The following is a 19,604-nucleotide window of genomic DNA, read 5'->3' on the forward strand; positions in this document are numbered from 1 at the left end:
CCCCCCCCCCCCCCCCCCCCCCCCCCCCCCCCCCCCCCCCCCCCCCCCCCCCCCCCCCCCCCCCCCCCCCCCCCCCCCCCCCCCCCCCCCCCCACAACGGCATCGTGATGCGTCAAGGAAACTCCCCCACTTGTCACAAGCTCCCCCCAGGGAGCCCGGAAACGCTCGATCAGAATCGAACAAGACAGGTGGGACAGCTGATCAAACCTGAGGCTGCCGGTCAACCGAGAATGGTTGATTCCGGACAGTCGGCGGGGGCCGCGATGCGCAGGGCCGCCACCAGTTCCCGGTACAGCGTGTCCGTGGCGAGCAGTTCCCCGTGGCTGCCCCGGGCACGGACCCGGCCCTCGTCCATCACCACGATGGTGTCCGCGTCGATCACGGTCGACAGCCGGTGGGCGATCGTGACCACGGCACCGGTGGCCGCACGGGCGCGGACACAGCTCTGCACGGCGACCTCGGTCAGCCCGTCGAGCTGGGCCGTCGCCTCGTCCAGGAGCAGTACGTCCGGCGTGCGCAGCAGGGCGCGGGCCAGGGCGATGCGCTGCCGCTCGCCGCCCGACACGGCCGCGCCGGTCAGGGGCGTGTCGAGGCCGTCGTCCAGGGCGTCGACCTTCTCGGCCAGCCGTACCTCGTCCAGGACCCGGCGCAGTTCCGCGTCCGTCGCGTCCGGGCGGGACAGCAGCAGGTTCTCGCGGATCGTCCCGGGCACGACCGGGGTGTCCTGCTCGACGTAGGCCAGGCGCGACCGGATCGTGTCGTGGCTGTGGTCGCGGTAGGGGCGGCCGTCCAGGAGCAGTTCCCCGCCGGTCGGCTCCAGGAAGCGCAGCACCAGGGAGAACAGGGTCGTCTTGCCCGCGCCCGAGGGTCCGACGATCGCCGTGTGCCCGTGCCGCGGGACGACCAGGTCGACACCGCGCACCGCCGGTTTCGCGTCGGGGCCGTAGGCCGCGGTGACGTCCCTCAGTTCGAGTACGGGGGTGTCCTGTACGGGGGTGTCCTGTACGAGGGTGCCCCGTACAGGGGTCTCCGGTACGAGGGTGTCCCGTACGGCTGCTTCCCGGACAGGGGCGTCCAGCGCGCCCCCGTGCGTCTCCTCCGAGTCCAGCTCGTCCGTCTCCCGGATCCGCTCCGCCGCCGCGATCCCGGACTGGAGCGCGGTGACGTTCTGGCTGAGTTCGCTGATCGGGTCCATCAGCCCGAACGCGTAGAGCAGGAACGCGATGAGGCTGGAGACCTCGAGGTCCCCCTCGGAGACCCGCCAGGCGCCCACGCCCAGCACCAGGATGATCGCCAGCTGGATGCCGGCGAGCGCGATCGTCCAGGCCAGGGCCTCGCGGCGGTTCGCGCGGACGCCGTGCTCGGCGGAGATGCGCGCGTCGGCCACGATGCGCTCGGCCGTGCGGTCCTCGGCCCGGCCGGCCTTCACCGTGCGGATCGCGCGCAGCGCGCCCTCCAGATTGCCGCCGAGCCGCCCGAGGTGGTCCTGGGCGCGCTGCTGCGCGGTCGCGATCCCGGGCATGAGGACGCCGAACAGGACGGCGACCACCGCCACCGCCACCGCGACCGTGCCCAGCAGCACCAGGTCGAGGACGCCCATGAGGACCAGGGTTCCGAGGAGCATGACGACGGCGTTGATCAGGCCGACCGGGGCGCCGGTGGCGGCCTGGTGCAGCAGGACCGTGTCGGAGGTGACGCGGGTGACGAGTTCGCCGGGCGGGCGCCGGGTGACGGCGGGGACGGTGGCCCGCAGGAAGCGCCGCACCATCGACTCACGGGCCCGGAGCACCACCCGCTCGCCCAGCGCGCCGAGCAGCGTCCACTGCCAGTACATGACGACACTGCCCACCGCCAGCAGGACGAGCAGCGCCAGCAGCGGCCCCCGCAGCGAGTCGGAACCGCCGAGGGCGTCGAGCACGCCCTTGGTGACCATCGGGGTGGCCAGCCCCATCCCGGACCCCACCAGGGCGAGGACGAGGGCCAGGACCAGGGAGCGCCGGTGCGGCCGGGCGAACGACCAGAGGATCCGCAGCCGCGGAACGGACACTTTGGGAGACGTGCCATCCGGAACAGTCATGCCGCCGAGTGGAACATCGATGTTCCATAATGGTCAAGCGATTTTCATCATGGAGGACGCGCTACCGTATGCGCATGGTTGAGGAGCGCGGCGGGGCGGCCGGGAGCGGGACACGGGCACGCACACGGCGCGCCATCATCGACGCCGCCATCGGCCTGCTGGCCGGTGACCCGACCGCTTCGCTCGGCGATGTCGCCGCGGCGGCGGGTGTGGGGCGTACGACCGTCCACCGCTACTTCCCGGAGCGCTCCGACCTCCTCACGGCCATCGGCACGGACATCCTGGAGAAGGTCGAGACGGCGACCGATCGCGCCCGGCTCGACGACGGCCCGGCCGCCAAGGCCCTGGAGCGGCTCTGCCAGGAATACTTCGAACTCGGCGACGGCCTCACGCTGATGTTCGAGACACCGCAACTGGCGACCTGGTCCGGCTGGGACGAGGAGACCACCGCCGACCGGCACTTCCTGAGCACGGTCCGGCGCGGGCACACGGACGGCAGCATCGACGCCGAGCTGGACGACGAGTGGGTCCGCAACCTGGTCTGGTCCCTGCTGTACTCGGCCTGGGCGCACACCCGCACCGCCGGTGCCTCGAAGCACTCCGCCATGACGCTGTGCCTGCACACCCTGCGCAAGGCCATCGCCCCGTAGATCCCGCGGCGCCGGGGCAGCGGGAAGGCCGGGCCGGGCTCCCGAGCGGCACACGCGGGGACGCGTCGGCCCGGACCGGCCTTCCACTGCCCGCAATCTGCCACCCGGCACCGCCCGCCGCCTCCCGGGGGCGGCCGAACGAGGACGGCGGGGCGAGGACGGCGAAACGGGCCTGGGATGATGCGTGCATGACGATCCTCGCCACCCTCGCGGTGCTGGCTCTCGCCGCCCTCCACGCCTACATCCTGGTGCTGGAGATGTTCCTGTGGACCACTCCACGCGCCCGCGCCGCCTTCGGCACCACCGCCGAGTTCGCGGCGGAGACGAAGGCCCTGGCCGCCAACCAGGGCCTCTACAACGGCTTCCTCGCGGCCGGCCTGCTGTGGGGCGCGGTGGCGTCCGACCCGGTGGGCTTCCAGGTCTCGGTGTTCTTCCTGGTGTGCGTGGCGGTCGCGGGGGTCTACGGCGCGGCCACCGCCAGCCGGAAGATCCTCTTCGTGCAGACCGTCCCGGCGCTGGTCGCCCTCGCTCTGGTGCTGCTCGCGCACTGAGCGGCGGGGCCGGGCGTGCGGCGCCCCGGCCTCACGCGCCCTGAGCGACGGCCCGCTCCATCAGCAGGTCCGCCTCCGCCCGGGCCGTCGCGGGCGGCACCACCAGCAGGTCGTAGCGGCCCCGGCCGAGCGCGAGCAGACAGACGGTGTGCGGGGCGGTGGGCGAGTCGGTGCGGCCCACGTGCACCGTGCACCCGGCGACGACCATCCGCTCCGGGCAGTCCTGCCAGGTGTGCCCGTGGACCAGGACGCTGCTGATGCGCCCCCAGGCACGCGGCAGCACGCCCAGCAGTCCGGTCAGCTCCCGCGCCAGGTCGTCCGAGCGGGGCCACCACGCCCCGTCGATCCGGCGTGCCGTACGGCCGAAGCGCGAGGGCTCGGCGAGCCGCAGCCGGACGTCCCGCGGTGCGGGGAGCGGCGGCGGGGACGAGGAGGCGGACGTCATCGGGGCTCCTGCTGGGAACGGGGGGACGGCGGGAACGGGGCCAGGAGACCGTTCAGCCACCGGTGGTTGCGGCATACCCCCGGTCTCTCCACCGTACGCCGCGGGGCGGTGCGGGAGCCGGGGCCGCCCGCACCGCCCGCCGCCGGTCAGAGGCCGTAGCGGTTCTTCAGATGGCGCCAGAAGTCACGCGCCATCCACTTGTCGAACTCGGTGATCTGCGTGGCGCTGCCCGCCTTCATCAGGAAGCAGCACTGCCCGGTCGGCGACCAGTCGTAGAAGTCGTCGAGGCCGAAGGTGTGGCCGACCTCGTGCAGGTAGATGTGGATGTTCTCCTGGTTGAGGGCGCCGGTGAAGTACTCCTGGCCCATGCGCTGGCCCCAGTCGCCGCCCGCGCCGCCGCCGAAGCCCTTGGTCAGCCACAGTGACTGGTCGTAGTGGCGGGCGGCGCCGCCCGGGCACTTCGAGTAGTTGCCGTCCTGGTGGAAGAAGCGGCCGCAGTCCGGGGCGCACTGCGGGGCGCCGCCGCCGTCGAGATTGCCGGTGTAGATGTCGACGGAGTTGTCGGTCCACTGGAGGGTGGAGCGGTTCTTGACGGCCCAGCCGACGATGTTGACCGGGACGTTGGTGTACGGCCAGGCGTTGTGCCCCTTGCCGTTCTCGGTCATGGCCGTCATCCACTTGCCGAACTGCTTCTTCAGCGCCGCGTGGATCCGGTCGCGCAGGGCGGCGCTGACCGGGGCGTCGGACTCCCAGCGGACGCAGTAGTTGACGCTGCCCCGGTTGGCCATGACCTGGTCCCAGCCGTAGTTCCGGAAGCCGTACAGGTTCGGGTAGGTCGTCTCGACGTGCCGCCAGACCTCGTTCAGGGGCTGGACGAGGTTCGCGGGCGGGTTCCACTCGTCGGCGGCCTGTGCCTTGCCGTTCGCCAGGCCGGGCGTGGCGAAGACCGCGGCTAAGACGGCGAACACGGTGATCAGTCGCGCGAGATGTCTGCGCATGGGTGATCTCCCTCGTGTGGGGGACGGGGTATCACCGTCAGGTCGCCGCCGGGGCGGCAGAGGTTGCCTTGTTTCCCGCCGTCGGACATTCCGGGCGCTTTATGGCAATTCGTCGGCGATACTCGGAGTATGAAAACGGCCACGTATGAACTGCTGGCGGCGTCGTCGGATCACGCGATCGCCGTGACCATCGCCTTCGTCTGCGGGCTGATCGTGGCCTGCGCGCTGATCTGGGGCGTACGGGTCGGGATGCGGGTCATGGACAAGGACACGCACCACCCCGGCGCGGAGGAACAACCACACGTCCCGGACGGCGGGCCGGTCCACGAGATGCGCGAGCGGCGCGAGCCCGACGAGATGCCGGTCACGACGAAGGACGGCGACCGGATCCTGCCCCACGACCTCCACCACGCGAGCACCAGGACGGGCAAGGACCAGAATCCGCGCCGCTGGTCGCCCGGATCCAGCGGATCCTTCGGCGGCGGCGGCCTCGGACGCACGTGACGCCGTAGGCCGGGCCTGCGGGCCGACGGCTCCCCCCGGGAGGCTTTATGGCTGTCCGCCACCGGACGCGCTGGGCGACGGGCGGGGCGGCGGTGACGCTCGCCCTGGCCGCCGCGCTCACCGGCTGCAGCGGCGACGGCAGTCCCTCCGACACCGCGAGCAAGGCGGAGTCGGCGGTCGGGTCGATCGCCTCGGGGGCCTCCGAGGCGGTCGAGTCGGCCACGGCGGAGGCCCAGCGCCGGCTCGACGACATCCAGGACGGCACCGACGTCAAGGGCGACGTGAAGGCCGCGCCGCCCACCGTCGGCTCCGACGGCCGGGCCCGTTCCGAGGTCACCGTCGACAACACCGACGACACGGCCCGGTCCTTCGCCGTCCAGGTCAACTTCACCGACGCCGGGAACCAGCTGATCGACACGGTCATCGTCACGGTGAACAACGTGCAGGCCGGCCACTCCGCCACAGCCACCGCCCGCGGCACACACGACGTCTCCGGCGAGATCCAAACGGAGGTGGCCCGGGCCGTGCGCTACTGACCAGCGGCCGCCCTCCCGCACCACGACCGACCGGCACCGCGCGCTACCGACCAGCCGCCGCCCTCCCGCACCACGACCGACCGGCACCGCGCGCTACCGACCAGCCGCCGCCCTCCCGCACCACGATCGACCGGCACCGCCCACCGCACCCACCAAAGCCGGGACACCCGCCCAAGACCCGTCACCGTCCGGGCGAAAGCGGCCCGGGCGCCGTGCGCTACTGACCCGGGCCGGAGTCCCGCACCGCGATGTCGATCTGCTCGCTCATGGCGCTCACCCCGTTCAGGGTGGCTACCGCCTGGAGGCGATTGGCGCCCGTCGAGAGGGCCGGGCCCGGGGTGCACGCCCAGGTGCCGTCGTGGGCGGCCGTCGTCGCGCAGGTCTCGCGGTCGTCCTTGTCACGGACGGTGACCTGGGCGCCCGGGTGGGCCTGGCCGGCGATCTCCGGCCGGGCGTGCAGCGGTACGCCGGACAGCGGACGGGTCAGCGTCGGCCCGGCCAGGCCCACGGTCACGGCACACCGTCCGGCGGCCCGCCGCACGCCGCGCGCGTCGGTGATCCGCAGTTCACAGCCCCGCAACCGCGTGCCGGGCACGGCGCCCGCGGGCACCGCCAGCACGAACGGGAACGTACGGCCCCGCCAGGACGGTCCGGTCGCGTCGCCGGTGACCCGGTACGTCCCGCTGCGCCCGTCGGCGGCGACCGAGCCGCGGTAGCCGGACGCGTCGAGCGGCGTGTCCGTCACCCGGGTCCCACGGGGCGCGGTCAGTGTCAGCACGGCCCCCGCACCCGGCCCCGACCCCGGATACCCGGCAACCTCGACGATGCCCTCCCGCCCGGGCGCGATGACCGCCGCACCCCACAGCCCGCCCCCCTCGGCGACCGCGGGCGCCCCCGGAACCCCGAACACCCCCACGACCACAACCCCCGCCACGGCTGCTGTCCTGCTGTACCTGTTCATCGCGGGCGGGACTCCCTGTGCGGACGTCGACGGCACTCTGCCAGCGATCCTCGCGGGCATCCCCGCAGGTGGCACCCGCTGCTCGCCCACCCGGGTGCCCCCACGCCCCCAAGGGGCGCGGGGAACCGCGCGACCAGCCACGACGCCGCCGCACACCAGAGACGACCCACCCGCACCACCCAGCGGAGCGCTCAGCGGCCGAGCCACACCGTCGTGTCCGGCCCGACCCTCCCGTCCTCCAGCGGCGCGCTGCTCAGCAGCACCTCACCGGCCGGCAGCGGCACGGCCGTACCGGACAGGTTCGTCACGCACCGCCACCCCTCACTGCGGTCGAACCGGAGCACACCGTCCGGGACGTCCGAGGCCCACGTCAGCTCCTCCCCGGCGAGGAGTTTGCGGCGCAGCCTGAGGGCCGTGCGGTACAGCTCCAGCGTGGAACCCTCCACCCCGTCCTGGGCCGAGACGGCGTACGCGGCGAAGCCCGACGGCTGCGGCAGCCAGGCACCACCGGCCCCGAAGCCGTACGACGGTCCGGCCGCCGTCCACGGCAACGGCACCCGGCAGCCGTCGCGCCCCTTGCGGACATGGCCCGTCTGCTCCCAGATCGGGTCCTGGAGCACCTCGGTGGGCAGGTCGGCGACCTCGGGCAGGCCGAGTTCCTCGCCCTGGTAGAGGTACGCCGAGCCGGGCAGCGCCAGCATCAGCAGGGTGGCCGCCCGGGCCCGGCGCAGACCGGCCTCCTCGTCGACGGCCGGGGCGTGGCCGCCGGCGAGGAGCCAGGCGTTGAGGTCGGTGCCGGGCGGGAGCATCAGCCGGGAGGCGTGGCGTACGACGTCGTGGTTGGACAGCACCCAGGTGGCCGAGGCACCGGCGGCCCGGGCCGTGGCGAGCGAGTCGGTGATGACCTGCCTCAGCTCGCCGGCGTCCCAGCCGGCCTCCAGATACTCGAAGTTGAAGGCCTGCCCCAGCTCGTCCGGACGGGCGTAGAGCGCCCGCCGGGCACCCGGCACCCAGGCCTCGGCGACGGCCATCCGCGGCGGACGGTAGGCGTCGAGGATCTTGCGCCAGTCGCGGTAGATCTCGTGCACCTCGTCACGGTCGTAGAGGGGGTGCGTGCCCGGCGGCAGACCGGCGAGCGCCTCCTCGCCGCCCGACGCGTGCGTGCCGAGGTCGCGCAGCGGTTCGCTCAGGTCCTTGACCAGGGCGTGGGCGACGTCGACGCGGAAACCGTCGACCCCGCGGTCGGACCAGAAGCGCAGGGTGGTGCGGTGGTCGGCGCGGACCTCCTGGTTCCCCCAGTTGAGGTCGGGCTGCTCGGGGGCGAACAGGTGCAGGTACCACTGCCCGTCGGCGACCCGCTTCCAGGCGCTGCCGCCGAAGACGGACTGCCAGTCGGTGGGCGGGAGTTCGCCGTGCTCGCCGCGGCCGTCGCGGAAGACGTACCGGTCGCGGGCCGCCGAGCCGGGGCCGGCGGCGAGGGCCTCCTGGAACCAGACGTGCTGGTGCGAGGAGTGGTTGGGCACGATGTCGACGATGACCTTCAGACCGAGGCGGTGGGCCTCTGCGGCCAGGGCGTCGAAGTCGTCGAGGGTGCCCAGGCGCGGGTCGACGTCCCTGGGGTCGGCGACGTCGTAGCCGCCGTCGGCGAGCTCGGACGGGTAGAAGGGGCTCATCCACAGGGCGTCGACGCCCAGGGCGGCGAGGTGACCGAGGCGGCGGGTGATGCCCCGCAGATCGCCGAGTCCGTCTCCGTCGGCGTCGGCGAAGCTGCGGGGATAGACCTGGTAGACGACGGCCTGCCGCCACCAGTCGGGATCCCGGGACGACAGGTCGAGAGTGGAGCGATCGGTCACGCGGTCTCCTTCACAGGGCATACGGGCGACAGCATTGAATCTGTCCAGAATGCCGGAAAAAGGAAACATCGGGGAGGTCGGAGTGATCCATTCCTGCTGTGATGAAAGCGTGATGGAGGAGTAACTCCCTTTGCATATCCGCAGGTTGACAGCGTGCTGCGGCGCCGCCACGATGAGGTCACACTGTGGCGCATGTGACCAATGAGCCCAGTGTTTCTCGGACCACTCACCCCGGTACGGCCGGCCGCCGCGCGCTGCCCTGCTGCCGTCACCCGGGTTCCGGCATACGCCAAGAAATGGGATCGCATGTCCATAGCGAGACGTGTCACCGCGCGACGCCTGCTGGGGACGGGCGCCGCGGCCCTCGCCCTCTGCGCCGCCTCCGCCACCACCGCGTTCGCGCACGGTACGCCGGGTGGCGACGGCTGGTCGTCCGGCGGCAGCTACAAGCCCGGGACGGGCGCGGGGACGGAGACCGGCACCGACCGCTGCCAGTTCTCGCTCGACGGCACGAGCTTCCACGACTCGGTGAAGGTCGACGACCAGAACCTGAAGCCGACCGAGGACGGCAAGGTCCACATCAAGGTCCGCACCGCCGGTGACGCGGCCACCTGCACGGCCTCCCTCGCCTCCTACCTCGCCCACGGCGCGACCTTCGGGACCTCGGGCGAGCAGGTGTTCGTCGACTTCGACACGGTGACGGTCAAGCCGGGCGGCACGGACTCGCTCGACATCGCCATCCCGGACAAGGGCTGCTTCGGGCAGATCGACCTGTACCGGGGCGCGGTGAAGTTCGACGGCGAGCTGGACGCGAAGGACGGCTTCGAGCACGGCGAGCTGCCCAAGGGCCCGGACCGCCCGGTCATCAAGGACAAGCTGATCGCGGCCTGGAACGGCGGCACGGAAGACTGCACGAAGACGCCCCCGCCCGCGGAGACGCCGCCCCCGTCCAGCCCGCCCGCGAGCCCCTCGGAGCCCCCGGCCGAGCAGTCGACGCCGCCGGCGTCCCCGTCCGAGCCCGCGGAGCCCTCGACCCCGCCGTCCTCCGACACGGACACACCCACCCCGTCCGCCTCCGAGTCGACGCCGACCGCCCCCAAGCCGAACGGCGGCGGCGGCGACCTCGCCGAGACCGGCGCCAACAGCAGCACCGGCCCGATCGCCTTCGGCGCGGCGGCCCTGCTGGCAGGCGGCGCGGCCATGATGATCGTCACCCGCCGCCGCACGGCCAAGCGCAACGCCTCCGGCGCCTGAGCGAAGCGGCTCCTGTGAACCCCTGCCCTGCCGTCACCCCTCCAAGCCTGCGGCAGGGCAGGGACCACGCACGCCCCAACCCGGCCCCCGGCCGAGCGCAACACCGCCGACGCCTGAACGAAGCAGCTCCTATGAAGCCTGGCTTGCCGGCGTCCCCCGACCGAGCCCCGGCAGGACAGGGACCGCACACGCCCCAACCCGGCGTGAGCGCGGCAGCTCCTGCGAAACCCTGCCCTGCCGGCGTCCCCAACCGAGTCCCGGCGGGCAAGAACCGCGCACGCCCCACCCCGGCGCCGGAGGCGCTGCGCTCGGCCGGCGCCTGAGGCAGGCAGCCCCCGCCCATGAACCCCGGCCCTGCCAACGCCCCGCCCGGGACCGCCGCAGGGCGGGCCGTCGAGCCTCGCGACGGGACCTCAGCCCGTCGGCCGGTGAGGCAGCCGCCCTTGCCGCAGGCGCCCCGGCGCCGCCGCGAACGAGACGCGCTCGGCCTCTGAGCCAGGCCGCCGCCCCCCCTACTCCCCGCCCTGCCGTCACCCCTCCAAGCCTGCGGCAGGGCGGGGTTCGTCGTCGTCAGACGACCTCCGCCATCTCGCTCTGCAGACTGGTCGCCTTCTGCAACAGGCTCCGCATGACGACCATCAGCATCGCGAACGCCGCCCCCACGGCGACTCCCGCCGTCGCGGCGGCCAGCGCGCTCTCGACGTCCATGCCGTCGTCGGGAGAGGGGATCTCGGCGACGGTCAGATGGCCGGCGACCCCGAGGGCCAGGGCGGTCGCGACGACCGAGGCGCCGATGATGACGTCGACCCACCGGAAGGCCCGGGGCGTGAAGATCGCGTCCCGCTGCACCATCGTGAGCAGCATCCACACGGCGACGAGCGCGACCTGCACACAGACGACCCCCACGATCGCCACGGTCACGTAGGGCGTGGCGAACGGGGCGTAGGGCGGGAAACGGTCGACCTCGTCGGCCGCCGTCGTCGGTATGACCACGAACTGCCCGAAGAGCCCGACCAGGACGGCGAAGGCGATACCGGCCCGGAGTGCGGCGATGAGGAAGCCATTCATTTATCGATTCTCGATCGATATCGATCGAAAGTCAATCGATACGCGGGCCGCTGCCCGGCCGCCTTCCGCGTTACAGCGTCTCCAGGTACAGGCTGACGTACCGCTCCACGTCCACATCCAACGCCACGTCCACCAGGGGCTGTTCGCGCACACCCTCATGGATCTCGGACTCGCCGGGACGCGGGCGGCGGTCGACGATCGTCTGGCCGCGGGCCGGGCCGGGGGCGAGGACGACCTCGACCGGCAGGGCCTCGGTGGTGATGCCCTTGGGGTCGACGACCGCGCAGATGGCGCCCGCGTCGCCGAGACCACCCATCGGCGTGGGGTCGCCGGACGTCGCCGGATCACGGTGGGCGAGCAGCTCACCGGCCAGCCGCAGAGCCGGTTCCGCGCTGGTGCGCAGCCGCTGCACCTCCCCGGCGGGCACCAGGACCCTCTTGAACACGTCCAGGCCGTACATCGTGATCGGCACCCCCGCCGTGAGCAGCACCGCGGCGGCCTCCGGGTCGTGCCACACGTTGAACTCCGCGACCGGCGTGGCGTTCCCGGTCGCCACCGCGCCGCCCATGAACACGATCCGCTCGATGTTGCGGGTCACCTCGGGGTGCGTCCGCAGCAGCAGCGCGATGTTCGTCAGGGGAGCGGTGGGGATGAGCGTGACCGGCCTCGGCGAGGCGAGGATCTCGCGGCGCAGCAGCGTCACCGCGTCCACGTCGACCGGCACCCGGGTCGGCGCGGGCAGCCCCAGATCCCCCATGCCGTCCTGCCCGTGCACATGCCGCGCCGTCCGCACGGGCTCGATCAGCGGCCGCTCGGCGCCCCGGGCCACGGGGATGTCACCGGCACCGGCCACCTCCAGCACGGTCAGCGTGTTACGGACGACCCCGTCCACGTCCGTGTTCCCGGCCACGCAGGTGATCGCGCGCACGTCGAGCGCGGGGTGCCGTACGGCGAACAGCAGGGCGAGGGCGTCGTCGACGCCGGTGTCACAGTCGATGATCACCGGGATGGGCTGACCGTCCGTCACGGCGAGGGCTCCTTCCACTGGTCCCGGGCTGGGCTCCGTACGAGCGACCTTACGCGCCCCCCGAACGGGCGAACCGACGCCGGGGCGCACGCGGGAAGGACGTAGGGAGACGGCAGGAAGTCCAGGGAGTACGACAACAGAGGACGACAGGAGAGACGCCATGCCGGCACCGGGTCCCGCGCAGCAGCCCACCACCGAGCTCGACCCCCGCTACAGCTCCGCCCTCAACCCCCGCCCGGGTGCCTCGGGCGTCACCGCCACCGAGTGGGACGAGGCGCAGCGGCGGCTGGGGGCCGCCGAGATCTTCTGGGTGTCCACGGTCCGTCCCGACGGCAGGCTGCACGTCACGCCCGTCATCGCCGCCTGGCACGACGGGGTGCTGTACTTCTCCACCGGCCGGCAGGAGCAGAAGGCGAAGAACCTCGCGCGGGACGCGCACTGCGCGCTGACCACCGGGGCGAACTCCCTGAACGAGGGCTTCGACCTGGTGGTCGAGGGCAGGGCGCGGCCGGTCACCGACCCGGCGCTGCTGGAGGAGGTCATCGCGGCGTTCGAGGAGCAGTACGGACCGCACATCACCTCCCCCGAGGGCACCTTCCACGGCATCGACGACGCGTTCCGCAGCGGCGAGGACGTCGTGTACGCGGTGGCCCCGGACACGGCGTACGGCTTCGGGCGGGACAACGGGGTCTACTCCCATACGCGTTGGTCGTTCTGAGCCCGTCCTACGATCCGTCCTACGATCCGTCCGGCTCGTCCCACAGGCCGGTGCCCCGGGACGCCACCCGCTCGGCGATCCGCCGCAGCAGTTCGGCGGCGGGGAGGGCGGGGGGCTGGTGGCCGTCCCGCAGGCGCGGGGACACGAGGTCCGCCGCGGCCTCCCGTCGTCCGATCACCGCCTGGTACGGGACCAGCCGGGCCGCCCGGATGCGGGCACCGAGGGTGCCCTGCTCGGGGCCCGACACCTCGGCGCGCAGGCCGAGTTCGCGGGCCCGGCGGGCGAGGGCGTGGGCGGCGTCCGCCTGGTCCTCCGCGACCGGCAGGACGGCCAGCTGCACCGGCGCCAGCCACGCCGGGAACGCGCCGCCGTGGGTCTCCAGGAGATGCGCCACCGCGCGTTCCACGCTGCCGATGATGCTGCGGTGCACCATGACCGGGCGGTGCTTCGCCCCGTCCGCGCCGACGTAGTGCAGGTCGAAGCGCTCGGGCTGGTGGAAGTCGATCTGGACGGTGGACAGGGTGGTCTCGCGGCCGGCCGGGTCGGTGATCTGCACGTCGATCTTGGGGCCGTAGAACGCCGCCTCGCCCTCGGCGGCCTCGTACGGGACGCCGGAGCCGTCCAGGACCTCCCGGAGCAGGGCGGTGGCCCGCCGCCACAGGTCCGGGTCGGCCACGTACTTGCCGCCCTCGCCGGGCAGCGAGAGCCGGTGGCGGGAGGCGCGGATGCCCAGGTCGGCGTAGGCGCGGCCGATCAGCTCCAGCGCGGCTCGCGCCTCCTCGACGGCCTGTTCCAGGGTGCAGAAGATGTGCGCGTCGTTGAGGGTGATGGCCCGTACCCGGGTCAGCCCGCCGAGGACGCCGGACAGCTCCGAGCGGTACATGCCGCCCAACTCAGCCATGCGGAGCGGGAGTTCGCGGTAACTGTGGGAGCGGGAGCGGTAGATGAGGGCGTGGTGGGGGCAGAGGCTGGGGCGCAGCAGGACCTGTTCCGCGCCCAGGTCCATCGGCGGGAACATGTCGTCGCCGTAGTGGTCCCAGTGGCCGGAGATCTCGTACAGCTCGCGTTTGCCGAGGGCGGGCGAGTACACGTGCCGGTAGCCGGCCAGCCGTTCCGCCTCGCGGATGTACTCCTCCAGGGTGTGGCGCACGATCGCCCCGTCGGGCAGCCAGTACGGCAGACCGGCGCCCATCAGCGGGTCGGTGTCGAAGAGGTTCAGTTCGCGGCCGAGCCGGCGGTGGTCGTGCATGGTGGTCTCCCTCGGGATCTTCGGGATCCGGGGCGAGCACCGCGCGACGAAGCCCCGGGGCACTCGCCCCGGGGCTTCGGACATCTGGGTCAGCTGTCAGCGCGCCGGGACACTCTCCGGCGTCGTCGTGAGAGACGGGAACGGCTGGGCGCGCTGCATGGACGCGACCGTAACAGGGCGTCGGTGCCCGGGCGACGGATTTTCCGCCCCGACGCCCCCGGCCCGGCACCAGCACCGCCCGTCCTCACCCGAACAGCCCGTGCTCACCCGAACAGCCCGTCGCACTGGTGTGCCGCCCGTCGCGGTGGTGCCGTATGAGCACGGACCTGATCACAGGCCCGATCTCCCGGAGAGCCCGCCCGCCAGAAGGCGCCTCCATGAGCCCCATGAGCCCCGTGCAGGAGGCACCCCCGATGACGCACCCTCCGGCCACCACCCGTGTCCTCCTCGCCTCCGCGCTGTCCGTGACCGGACTGCTGGCCACGGCCGCCTGTTCCGTCGAGGGGCCACGGCCCCGGTGGTTCTCCGCCTCCGCCCCCGCCTCGGCCGTCTCGCCCGCCGTCGAGCAGCCCGCCGGCTCCGGAGGCGCCCTCACCCAGGCCCAGGCCCAGGCCGCGCTGATCACCGAGGCCGACCTGGGCGAGCCGTGGGGGCCGACGCGCGGTGCCAGGACCTGGCGGGACGGGCTGCTCAAGGCGACCACGGAGAAGCCGGACTGCCAACGGCTGCTCGACGCTCTCTACGCCGAGGACCTCTTCGGCCCTCCGAAGGGCCCGCACGCGGTGTCCGCGCTCGACGACGCCGACACCGACGCCCAGTTGCGCTACCAGGTCGCCGCCCACCCCCCGGCGGACGTCGACCGCGCCCTCGCCTGGATGAAGTCGCTGCCGGGCAAGTGCGGCCAGTTCATGGCCGCGACCACGCGCGGCGGCGTCCAGACCGTCGAGGTCAGCAGGATGCCGCTGCCTCCGGTGGGGAACGCCCGCCAGGCCCTGCGCGTGACGCTGGCCGGCGAGACGGAGGAGGGGGAGCTGACGTACCTCACCATGGACCTCGCCGCCGCGCGGGTCGGCGAGGAGGCCGTCACCGTCACCAACGCCGGTCTCGACGAGGTGCACGCGGAGGTCACACAGCAGACCGTGCAGCTCGGAGTGCAGCGGCTGACCGACCTCAGGAAGCAGGGCCGGGCGCAGATCTGACCGCTCCTGCCCTCCTGGTCCCGTGAGTCCCGTCAGTCCCGTTCGAAGCGCGTGCGGTGGGCGAGCACGTCGCGTGCCACGTCGAGGGCCGTGCGCCCACGCGCGAAGGCGTCGGCCCGCAACCGCGCGAGCGCGTCGTCCGCGCCGACGCCGAGCTGGGCCATGATCATGCCGACGGCCTGGTAGACCTCGTCGTGGTCCGCGGCCAGCCCGCTCAGCCAGGCCTCCCCGTCCCCCGCCTCCGGCTCGTCCGCGCGCGCCAGCGCCATCAGGGCCACCGTCATGACACCGGCCACGAGCCGGGCCACGTGCAGCTGGCGTGCGGTGAGCCCGCCCGGGCTTTCGCGGTACAGGTCGAGGGTGCCCACGTACACCGCGTCGCTGCCCAGCGGCACCGCGTACACCGCGCGCACCCCGGCCGCCGTCGCCTCCTGGGCGAAGACCGGCCAGCGTCCGGCGTCGCGGCCCGTCGCCAGGTCGCAGGCGAGCACGGGCGCGCCGTCTTCCACGGCGCTCTGACAGGGGCCGTCGCCCAGCGTCGCCTGGATCTGCGCCAGGCGCGCGGCCCGCGGATTGCTGGCGCTGAGCTGCACGGGCATGCCGTCGCTGCGCAGCGACACGCTCGCGCCGACGACCGGCAGCAGCTCGACCGCGACCTCGCACAGCCGCGCCGGAACCTCACCGGGCTCGGCACCGCGCACGCCCTCGGCGATCACGTCGGCGGCCCGTAGCCCGTCCAGGTCCAGGTCTCCACCGGGGTCACCGCCGCGGTCACCACCGGGGTCGTCCCTGGGCCGCACGACAACCGCCTCCTTCGCTCACCCCGGACGCCTGGCGGCCGACACCCGCGCGCTCCGAAGACCTCCCGGAATCGTGCCCCGACTACCCGTCACAGATGGGGCGAAACGCCCCGCTCAGCGCTTCTCGTACGGGTTGTCCGGCTGCGGCACCCGCCGTACGGACCGTTCGGAGGTGACGTCGAGGACCGGCGGCCAGGCGGCGGCCGAGCCCAGCTCGCCCCGGGGGTGCCAGATGCCGGTGACCGTGACCCAGGTGTCGACGGGCGGGGCGTCGGCGCCGCGCACCTCGGCCTTGCCGGCCGTGGCGTCGGCGGCGCAGCAGGAGACGAGGAGGCGGGTGACGTACCAGGTGCCGTCGTCGTCGCGGGTGACGAAGCCGGTGAGCCGGACCGTACGTCCCTTCAGCGAGCGGGTGCTGTCGTAGACCGCCCGGGAGCCGAACTCTCCGAGGGTGAGGTCGAGGGGGTTCCCGGACGGCAGCGCCGGGAAGCCGCCGACGCCCTGGGCCGCCCGCTGGGCCGTCTCGCGCTCCGCACTGTAGGAGCCGAGGGCGGGCGGCGGGAAGAGCAGCAGGGCCAGGGCGGGGAGAGCCAGGAGCCAGGCGACGCGGGGCGCCGCGGGGCCGTGGGTGTGCCCGTCGTGCCGGTCGTTCCCCTCCTCGTGCCCGTCACCCGCCTCCTCCTCATGCCCGTCATGGGCCCCCGCCGTCCGCACCACCACCCCCACCACCACACCCAGCAGCACCAGCCCCACCCCCGACACCACCAGGTACGGCCGCAACCCCGGCTGGACGTACCGCAGGTACAGCTCGCTGAAGAGAGAGACCCGCAGGATCGCCGCGCCGACGAGGGCGAGCAGGACGGCCGGTCCGTAGCGCCTCACAGCAGCCACCACCCCACCAGCACACTGCTCGCCACGGCCACCACCCACGTCACGGACGAGAACCGCACCGCGAAAGCCCTCCCGAACGTGCCCGTCTGGAGGGTGATCAGCTTCAGGTCCACCATCGGCCCGACCACCATGAAGGCCAGCCGCGCGGTGGGCGAGAAGCCGCTCAGGGACGCCGCCACGAACGCGTCGGCCTCACTGCACACGCACAGCACGACCGCGAGGACGGCGAGCAGCAGCACCGACAGCCAGGCCGACCCCGTGAACACCTCCAGCAGCGACCTCGGCACGACGATGTCGAAGGTCGCCGCGGCCGCCGCCCCGAGCACCAGGAAACCGCCCGCGTGCAGGAAGTCGTGCTGGAGCCCGGAGACGAAGGCGCGCGGTCCGCCACCCGGCGCATGGCCACCGCCACTGCGCTTCGGCGGCCGCAGCCACTCCTCGCGCCCGAACCGCGCCCACAGCCAGCCCATCACCACGGCCGTGGCGAGCGAGGCGACCAGCCGCCCGAGGACCATCTCCGGCTGCCCGGGGAAGGCGATCGAGGTCGCCACGAGCACGACGGGGTTGATCGCGGGCGCCGACAGCAGGAAGGCCAGTGCGGCGGCCGGGGCGACACCCCGTCGCATCAGACTGCCCGCCACCGGCACGGACGCGCACTCGCAGCCGGGCAGGACGACCCCCGCCGCGCCCGCGACCGGCACGGCGAGCGCCGTACGGCGGGGCAGCAGCCGCCGGAACACCCGCTCGGGCACGAACGCGCCGATCGCCGCCGACACCACCGTGCCGAGCAGCAGGAAGGGCACGCCCTGGACGGCGATCGCGGTGAACACCGTCCACCAGGCCGCGACCGGCGGGGTGGAGAGATCGAGCGCGAGCAGCGGCCCGAGCACCGACCCCACCGTCACGATGGCGATCAGCGCGGCACCGCCGACGACGGTGTACACAAGCGCGCGCAGGCCCAGCCGTATGCCGTCGGCCACCGTCCGTTGGTTCTCCACGCGCCCGCCCGTCGTTCACATCCCGGGTGCGAGGCTAACCCGCACGACTGTGCGAAGCCCCTGCTTCCTCACAGAGGAGGCTGTGCGGGCGCGGGGCCGAGAGTGGTGGTGCCGGGGGCCGTACGGTGTCCGAGCCCGGTCCGGTAGGCGTCGAGGGCGGCCTCCACCCGCCCGGTCCGCCGCAGCAGATCCCCCAGCAGCCGGCACAGGTCGGCCAGGTCACCGGCCGCGCCCGCCCGCTCCAGCAGGCTCAGGGCGCGGACGTAGTGCTCCTCGGCGTCCTCGGTGCGGCGGGAGTCCTCGGCGATGATGCCGAGGAGGCGGTGCGCGGCGGCGGAGTGGACGGCGCCGCGCTCGGAGGAGAGGTCGTCGAGCACCCCGTGCAGCAGGGCGGCGGCCTCGTCGGACTTGCCGCGCCGATGGAGCACATCGGCCAGCTCGACGGCGACCTGGCTGCTGTAGAGGGCGGCACGCCTGGCCGTCAGCATGCCGAGGGCCTCCCTCAACTCACCTTCCGCACGCTCCAGTTGCCCGTCCTGGGCGTACACATAGCCGCGCATCCAGTGGCAGTTGGCGAGTTCGGTGCGGATCTGCAGGCCGCGGTACAGCTCGGCGGCCTTGGCCAGCGAGGCGTCGGCCTCGGCCAGGCGGCCCTCGGCGACCAGGGTGCGGGCGACGGACCGGTGCATCCGGGCGACCAGGGCCGGATCGCCGGACTGCGGGGCGAGCGCGAGGGCGAACTCGGCGGCCTGGGCGGCGCGGGCATGCGCGCCCATGTCCATGTACGGCCCGATGACGCTGGCGTAGAGCAGCAGCAGGGCGTCGGGATCGTGCAGCCCGCCGCGGTTCAGCTCGTCGAGGGCGGACTCCAGCAGGTAGACCGCGTACCGCAGCTCCCCGGCGAGATAGTGCGCGACGGCCCGGCCGCGCAGGGCCGGGACCCGGGCGGGCAGCGGGGCCCCGGCGAGACAGGCCTCGGCCCGCTCGAAGTACTGCCGCCCGGCCACCAGCTCGCCCGTCTCCACCGCACACTCGCCGAGCCCGAGCAACGCGGCGGCCTGCTCCCCCGGCAGTGCGTGGGCCTCGGCCTCGGCGAGCAGCTCGGCGTACTGCGCCGCCGCCGGCTCGGCCTCGCCGACGGCGAAGGTCCGCTGGGCCTCGGTCAGCCGCAGCCGCAGCTCGGTCACGAGCCGCGCCGAACGCCCGGTGGCCAGCTCCTCGAAGGCGACGCCGAGCCGCTCGGCGAGATGCCGCAGAGCGTCGTCGGAGGGCCGCACCCGGCCCGACTCCAGCGTGGAGACATAGGCCGGTGTGTACACAGGTTCCGCCAATTGCCGCTGCGTCAGTCCGCGTTCGACACGCAACCGCTGCACCCGGCGCCCGATCGTCCCCGGATCGTCACGCTCTCCCACGCCAACTCCCCCTGCCCCTCTTGCCGTTCGCCGCGAACAGCCCCTAGGTTAAACGGAGTGTTAAGCCGAATTGTCGTACCCGCTTAACACGCCGCCACCGTAGCCACCGCCCCCCGTTGCGAGGTCGCCGTGCTGAGCCGCACACGCACCGCCGAGCGCTACGCCAGAGGTCTCACCGCGGCCGTCGTCGCCATCGCGACACTGCTGCTCGCGGCGAACGCGGGGCCGGCGAGAGCGGCGGAGCCACTACCCGGCCCGCAGACCGTCGCCCACGCCAGGTGAGGGTCCGGTCCGCGTCTGAACAGGCGGGCGGCAGTCAGTCGGCGCGCATCATGTCCTTCGCGCTGTAGCGGGGTCATACCAACCGACTCCCTTGGACCAACGCCGCTGCCCCGGTACCTTGCCGGCCATGC

The 19,604-nt window shown here is 73.3% G+C and carries 20 protein-coding genes; 8 read left to right on the forward strand and 12 right to left on the reverse strand.

What is annotated here, in order from left to right:
• Positions 1-220 precede the first annotated feature (220 nt).
• Positions 221-2,077, reverse strand: a complete 1,857-nt coding sequence (locus ACZ6I3_RS31055; RefSeq protein WP_469419113.1) for an ABC transporter ATP-binding protein — start codon at positions 2,075-2,077, stop codon at positions 221-223.
• Between the two features lie 74 nt (positions 2,078-2,151).
• Here ACZ6I3_RS31055 and ACZ6I3_RS31060 point away from each other — a divergent pair, with 74 nt between their 5' ends.
• A complete protein-coding gene (locus ACZ6I3_RS31060; protein WP_469419115.1) occupies positions 2,152-2,727 on the forward strand; it encodes a TetR/AcrR family transcriptional regulator in 576 nt (191 codons plus the stop codon).
• Positions 2,728-2,915: 188 nt separating this feature from the next.
• On the forward strand, positions 2,916-3,278 hold the full coding sequence (locus tag ACZ6I3_RS31065; protein WP_469419116.1) for a DUF1304 domain-containing protein: 363 nt from the start codon (positions 2,916-2,918) through the stop codon (positions 3,276-3,278).
• Positions 3,279-3,309: 31 nt separating this feature from the next.
• Here ACZ6I3_RS31065 and ACZ6I3_RS31070 read toward each other — a convergent pair whose 3' ends face one another.
• Entirely contained in the window at positions 3,310-3,723 is a 414-nt protein-coding gene (locus ACZ6I3_RS31070) for a DUF5994 family protein (RefSeq protein WP_469419117.1), read from the reverse strand.
• Positions 3,724-3,869: 146 nt separating this feature from the next.
• On the reverse strand, positions 3,870-4,721 hold the full coding sequence (locus tag ACZ6I3_RS31075; protein WP_469419119.1) for a hypothetical protein: 852 nt from the start codon (positions 4,719-4,721) through the stop codon (positions 3,870-3,872).
• A 129-nt stretch (positions 4,722-4,850) separates the two neighbouring features.
• On the opposite strand from ACZ6I3_RS31075, the gene ACZ6I3_RS31080 reads away from it, so the two are divergent.
• Complete coding sequence (locus ACZ6I3_RS31080) at positions 4,851-5,225, forward strand: DUF6479 family protein (RefSeq protein ID WP_469419121.1); 375 nt, start codon at positions 4,851-4,853, stop codon at positions 5,223-5,225.
• 47 nt (positions 5,226-5,272) lie between these two features.
• On the forward strand, positions 5,273-5,761 hold the full coding sequence (locus ACZ6I3_RS31085; protein WP_469419122.1) for a hypothetical protein: 489 nt from the start codon (positions 5,273-5,275) through the stop codon (positions 5,759-5,761).
• A 217-nt stretch (positions 5,762-5,978) separates the two neighbouring features.
• Here ACZ6I3_RS31085 and ACZ6I3_RS31090 read toward each other — a convergent pair whose 3' ends face one another.
• On the reverse strand, positions 5,979-6,722 hold the full coding sequence (locus ACZ6I3_RS31090) for an Ig-like domain-containing protein (protein ID WP_469419124.1): 744 nt from the start codon (positions 6,720-6,722) through the stop codon (positions 5,979-5,981).
• A 191-nt stretch (positions 6,723-6,913) separates the two neighbouring features.
• Positions 6,914-8,575: a glycoside hydrolase family 13 protein gene (locus ACZ6I3_RS31095; protein WP_469419126.1), complete on the reverse strand. Its 1,662-nt coding sequence runs from the start codon at positions 8,573-8,575 to the stop codon at positions 6,914-6,916.
• 306 nt (positions 8,576-8,881) lie between these two features.
• On the opposite strand from ACZ6I3_RS31095, the gene ACZ6I3_RS31100 reads away from it, so the two are divergent.
• Positions 8,882-9,829: an LAETG motif-containing sortase-dependent surface protein gene (locus ACZ6I3_RS31100; RefSeq protein ID WP_469419128.1), complete on the forward strand. Its 948-nt coding sequence runs from the start codon at positions 8,882-8,884 to the stop codon at positions 9,827-9,829.
• 570 nt (positions 9,830-10,399) lie between these two features.
• Here ACZ6I3_RS31100 and ACZ6I3_RS31105 read toward each other — a convergent pair.
• Positions 10,400-10,897 (reverse strand): DUF2975 domain-containing protein, encoded by a 498-nt coding sequence (locus tag ACZ6I3_RS31105; protein WP_469419129.1) that lies wholly within the window; start codon positions 10,895-10,897, stop codon positions 10,400-10,402.
• Positions 10,898-10,967: 70 nt separating this feature from the next.
• Positions 10,968-11,924 (reverse strand): nucleoside hydrolase, encoded by a 957-nt coding sequence (locus ACZ6I3_RS31110; RefSeq protein ID WP_469419130.1) that lies wholly within the window; start codon positions 11,922-11,924, stop codon positions 10,968-10,970.
• Positions 11,925-12,084: 160 nt separating this feature from the next.
• On the opposite strand from ACZ6I3_RS31110, the gene ACZ6I3_RS31115 reads away from it, so the two are divergent.
• Positions 12,085-12,642 carry a pyridoxamine 5'-phosphate oxidase family protein gene (locus ACZ6I3_RS31115; protein WP_469419132.1) on the forward strand — a complete coding sequence of 186 codons (558 nt, stop codon included), beginning with the start codon at positions 12,085-12,087 and terminating at the stop codon, positions 12,640-12,642.
• 19 nt (positions 12,643-12,661) lie between these two features.
• Here the strand turns inward: ACZ6I3_RS31115 and thrS are convergent, their stop codons facing one another.
• Positions 12,662-13,891: a threonine--tRNA ligase gene (thrS, locus tag ACZ6I3_RS31120; RefSeq protein WP_469419134.1), complete on the reverse strand. Its 1,230-nt coding sequence runs from the start codon at positions 13,889-13,891 to the stop codon at positions 12,662-12,664.
• 413 nt (positions 13,892-14,304) lie between these two features.
• Between thrS and ACZ6I3_RS31125 the strand changes: the two genes are divergently transcribed.
• On the forward strand, positions 14,305-15,090 hold the full coding sequence (locus tag ACZ6I3_RS31125) for a hypothetical protein (protein WP_469419135.1): 786 nt from the start codon (positions 14,305-14,307) through the stop codon (positions 15,088-15,090).
• Positions 15,091-15,122: 32 nt separating this feature from the next.
• Here the strand turns inward: ACZ6I3_RS31125 and ACZ6I3_RS31130 are convergent, their stop codons facing one another.
• The 4 genes from ACZ6I3_RS31130 to ACZ6I3_RS31145 form a co-directional block, all read right to left on the reverse strand.
• A complete protein-coding gene (locus ACZ6I3_RS31130) occupies positions 15,123-15,890 on the reverse strand; it encodes a GAF and ANTAR domain-containing protein (RefSeq protein WP_469419136.1) in 768 nt (255 codons plus the stop codon).
• Between the two features lie 114 nt (positions 15,891-16,004).
• Complete coding sequence (locus ACZ6I3_RS31135; protein ID WP_469419317.1) at positions 16,005-16,772, reverse strand: TIGR03943 family putative permease subunit; 768 nt, start codon at positions 16,770-16,772, stop codon at positions 16,005-16,007.
• Entirely contained in the window at positions 16,769-17,779 is a 1,011-nt protein-coding gene (locus ACZ6I3_RS31140; protein WP_469419137.1) for a permease, read from the reverse strand. Before ACZ6I3_RS31140 ends, ACZ6I3_RS31135 begins: the two co-directional genes overlap by 4 nt.
• A gap of 68 nt (positions 17,780-17,847) precedes the next feature.
• Positions 17,848-19,191: a helix-turn-helix domain-containing protein gene (locus tag ACZ6I3_RS31145; protein ID WP_469419139.1), complete on the reverse strand. Its 1,344-nt coding sequence runs from the start codon at positions 19,189-19,191 to the stop codon at positions 17,848-17,850.
• 129 nt (positions 19,192-19,320) lie between these two features.
• Here ACZ6I3_RS31145 and ACZ6I3_RS31150 point away from each other — a divergent pair, with 129 nt between their 5' ends.
• Complete coding sequence (locus ACZ6I3_RS31150) at positions 19,321-19,473, forward strand: hypothetical protein (RefSeq protein ID WP_469419140.1); 153 nt, start codon at positions 19,321-19,323, stop codon at positions 19,471-19,473.
• Positions 19,474-19,604: the final 131 nt, after the last annotated feature.

Source organism: Streptomyces sp. NPDC041940 (assembly GCF_055589465.1).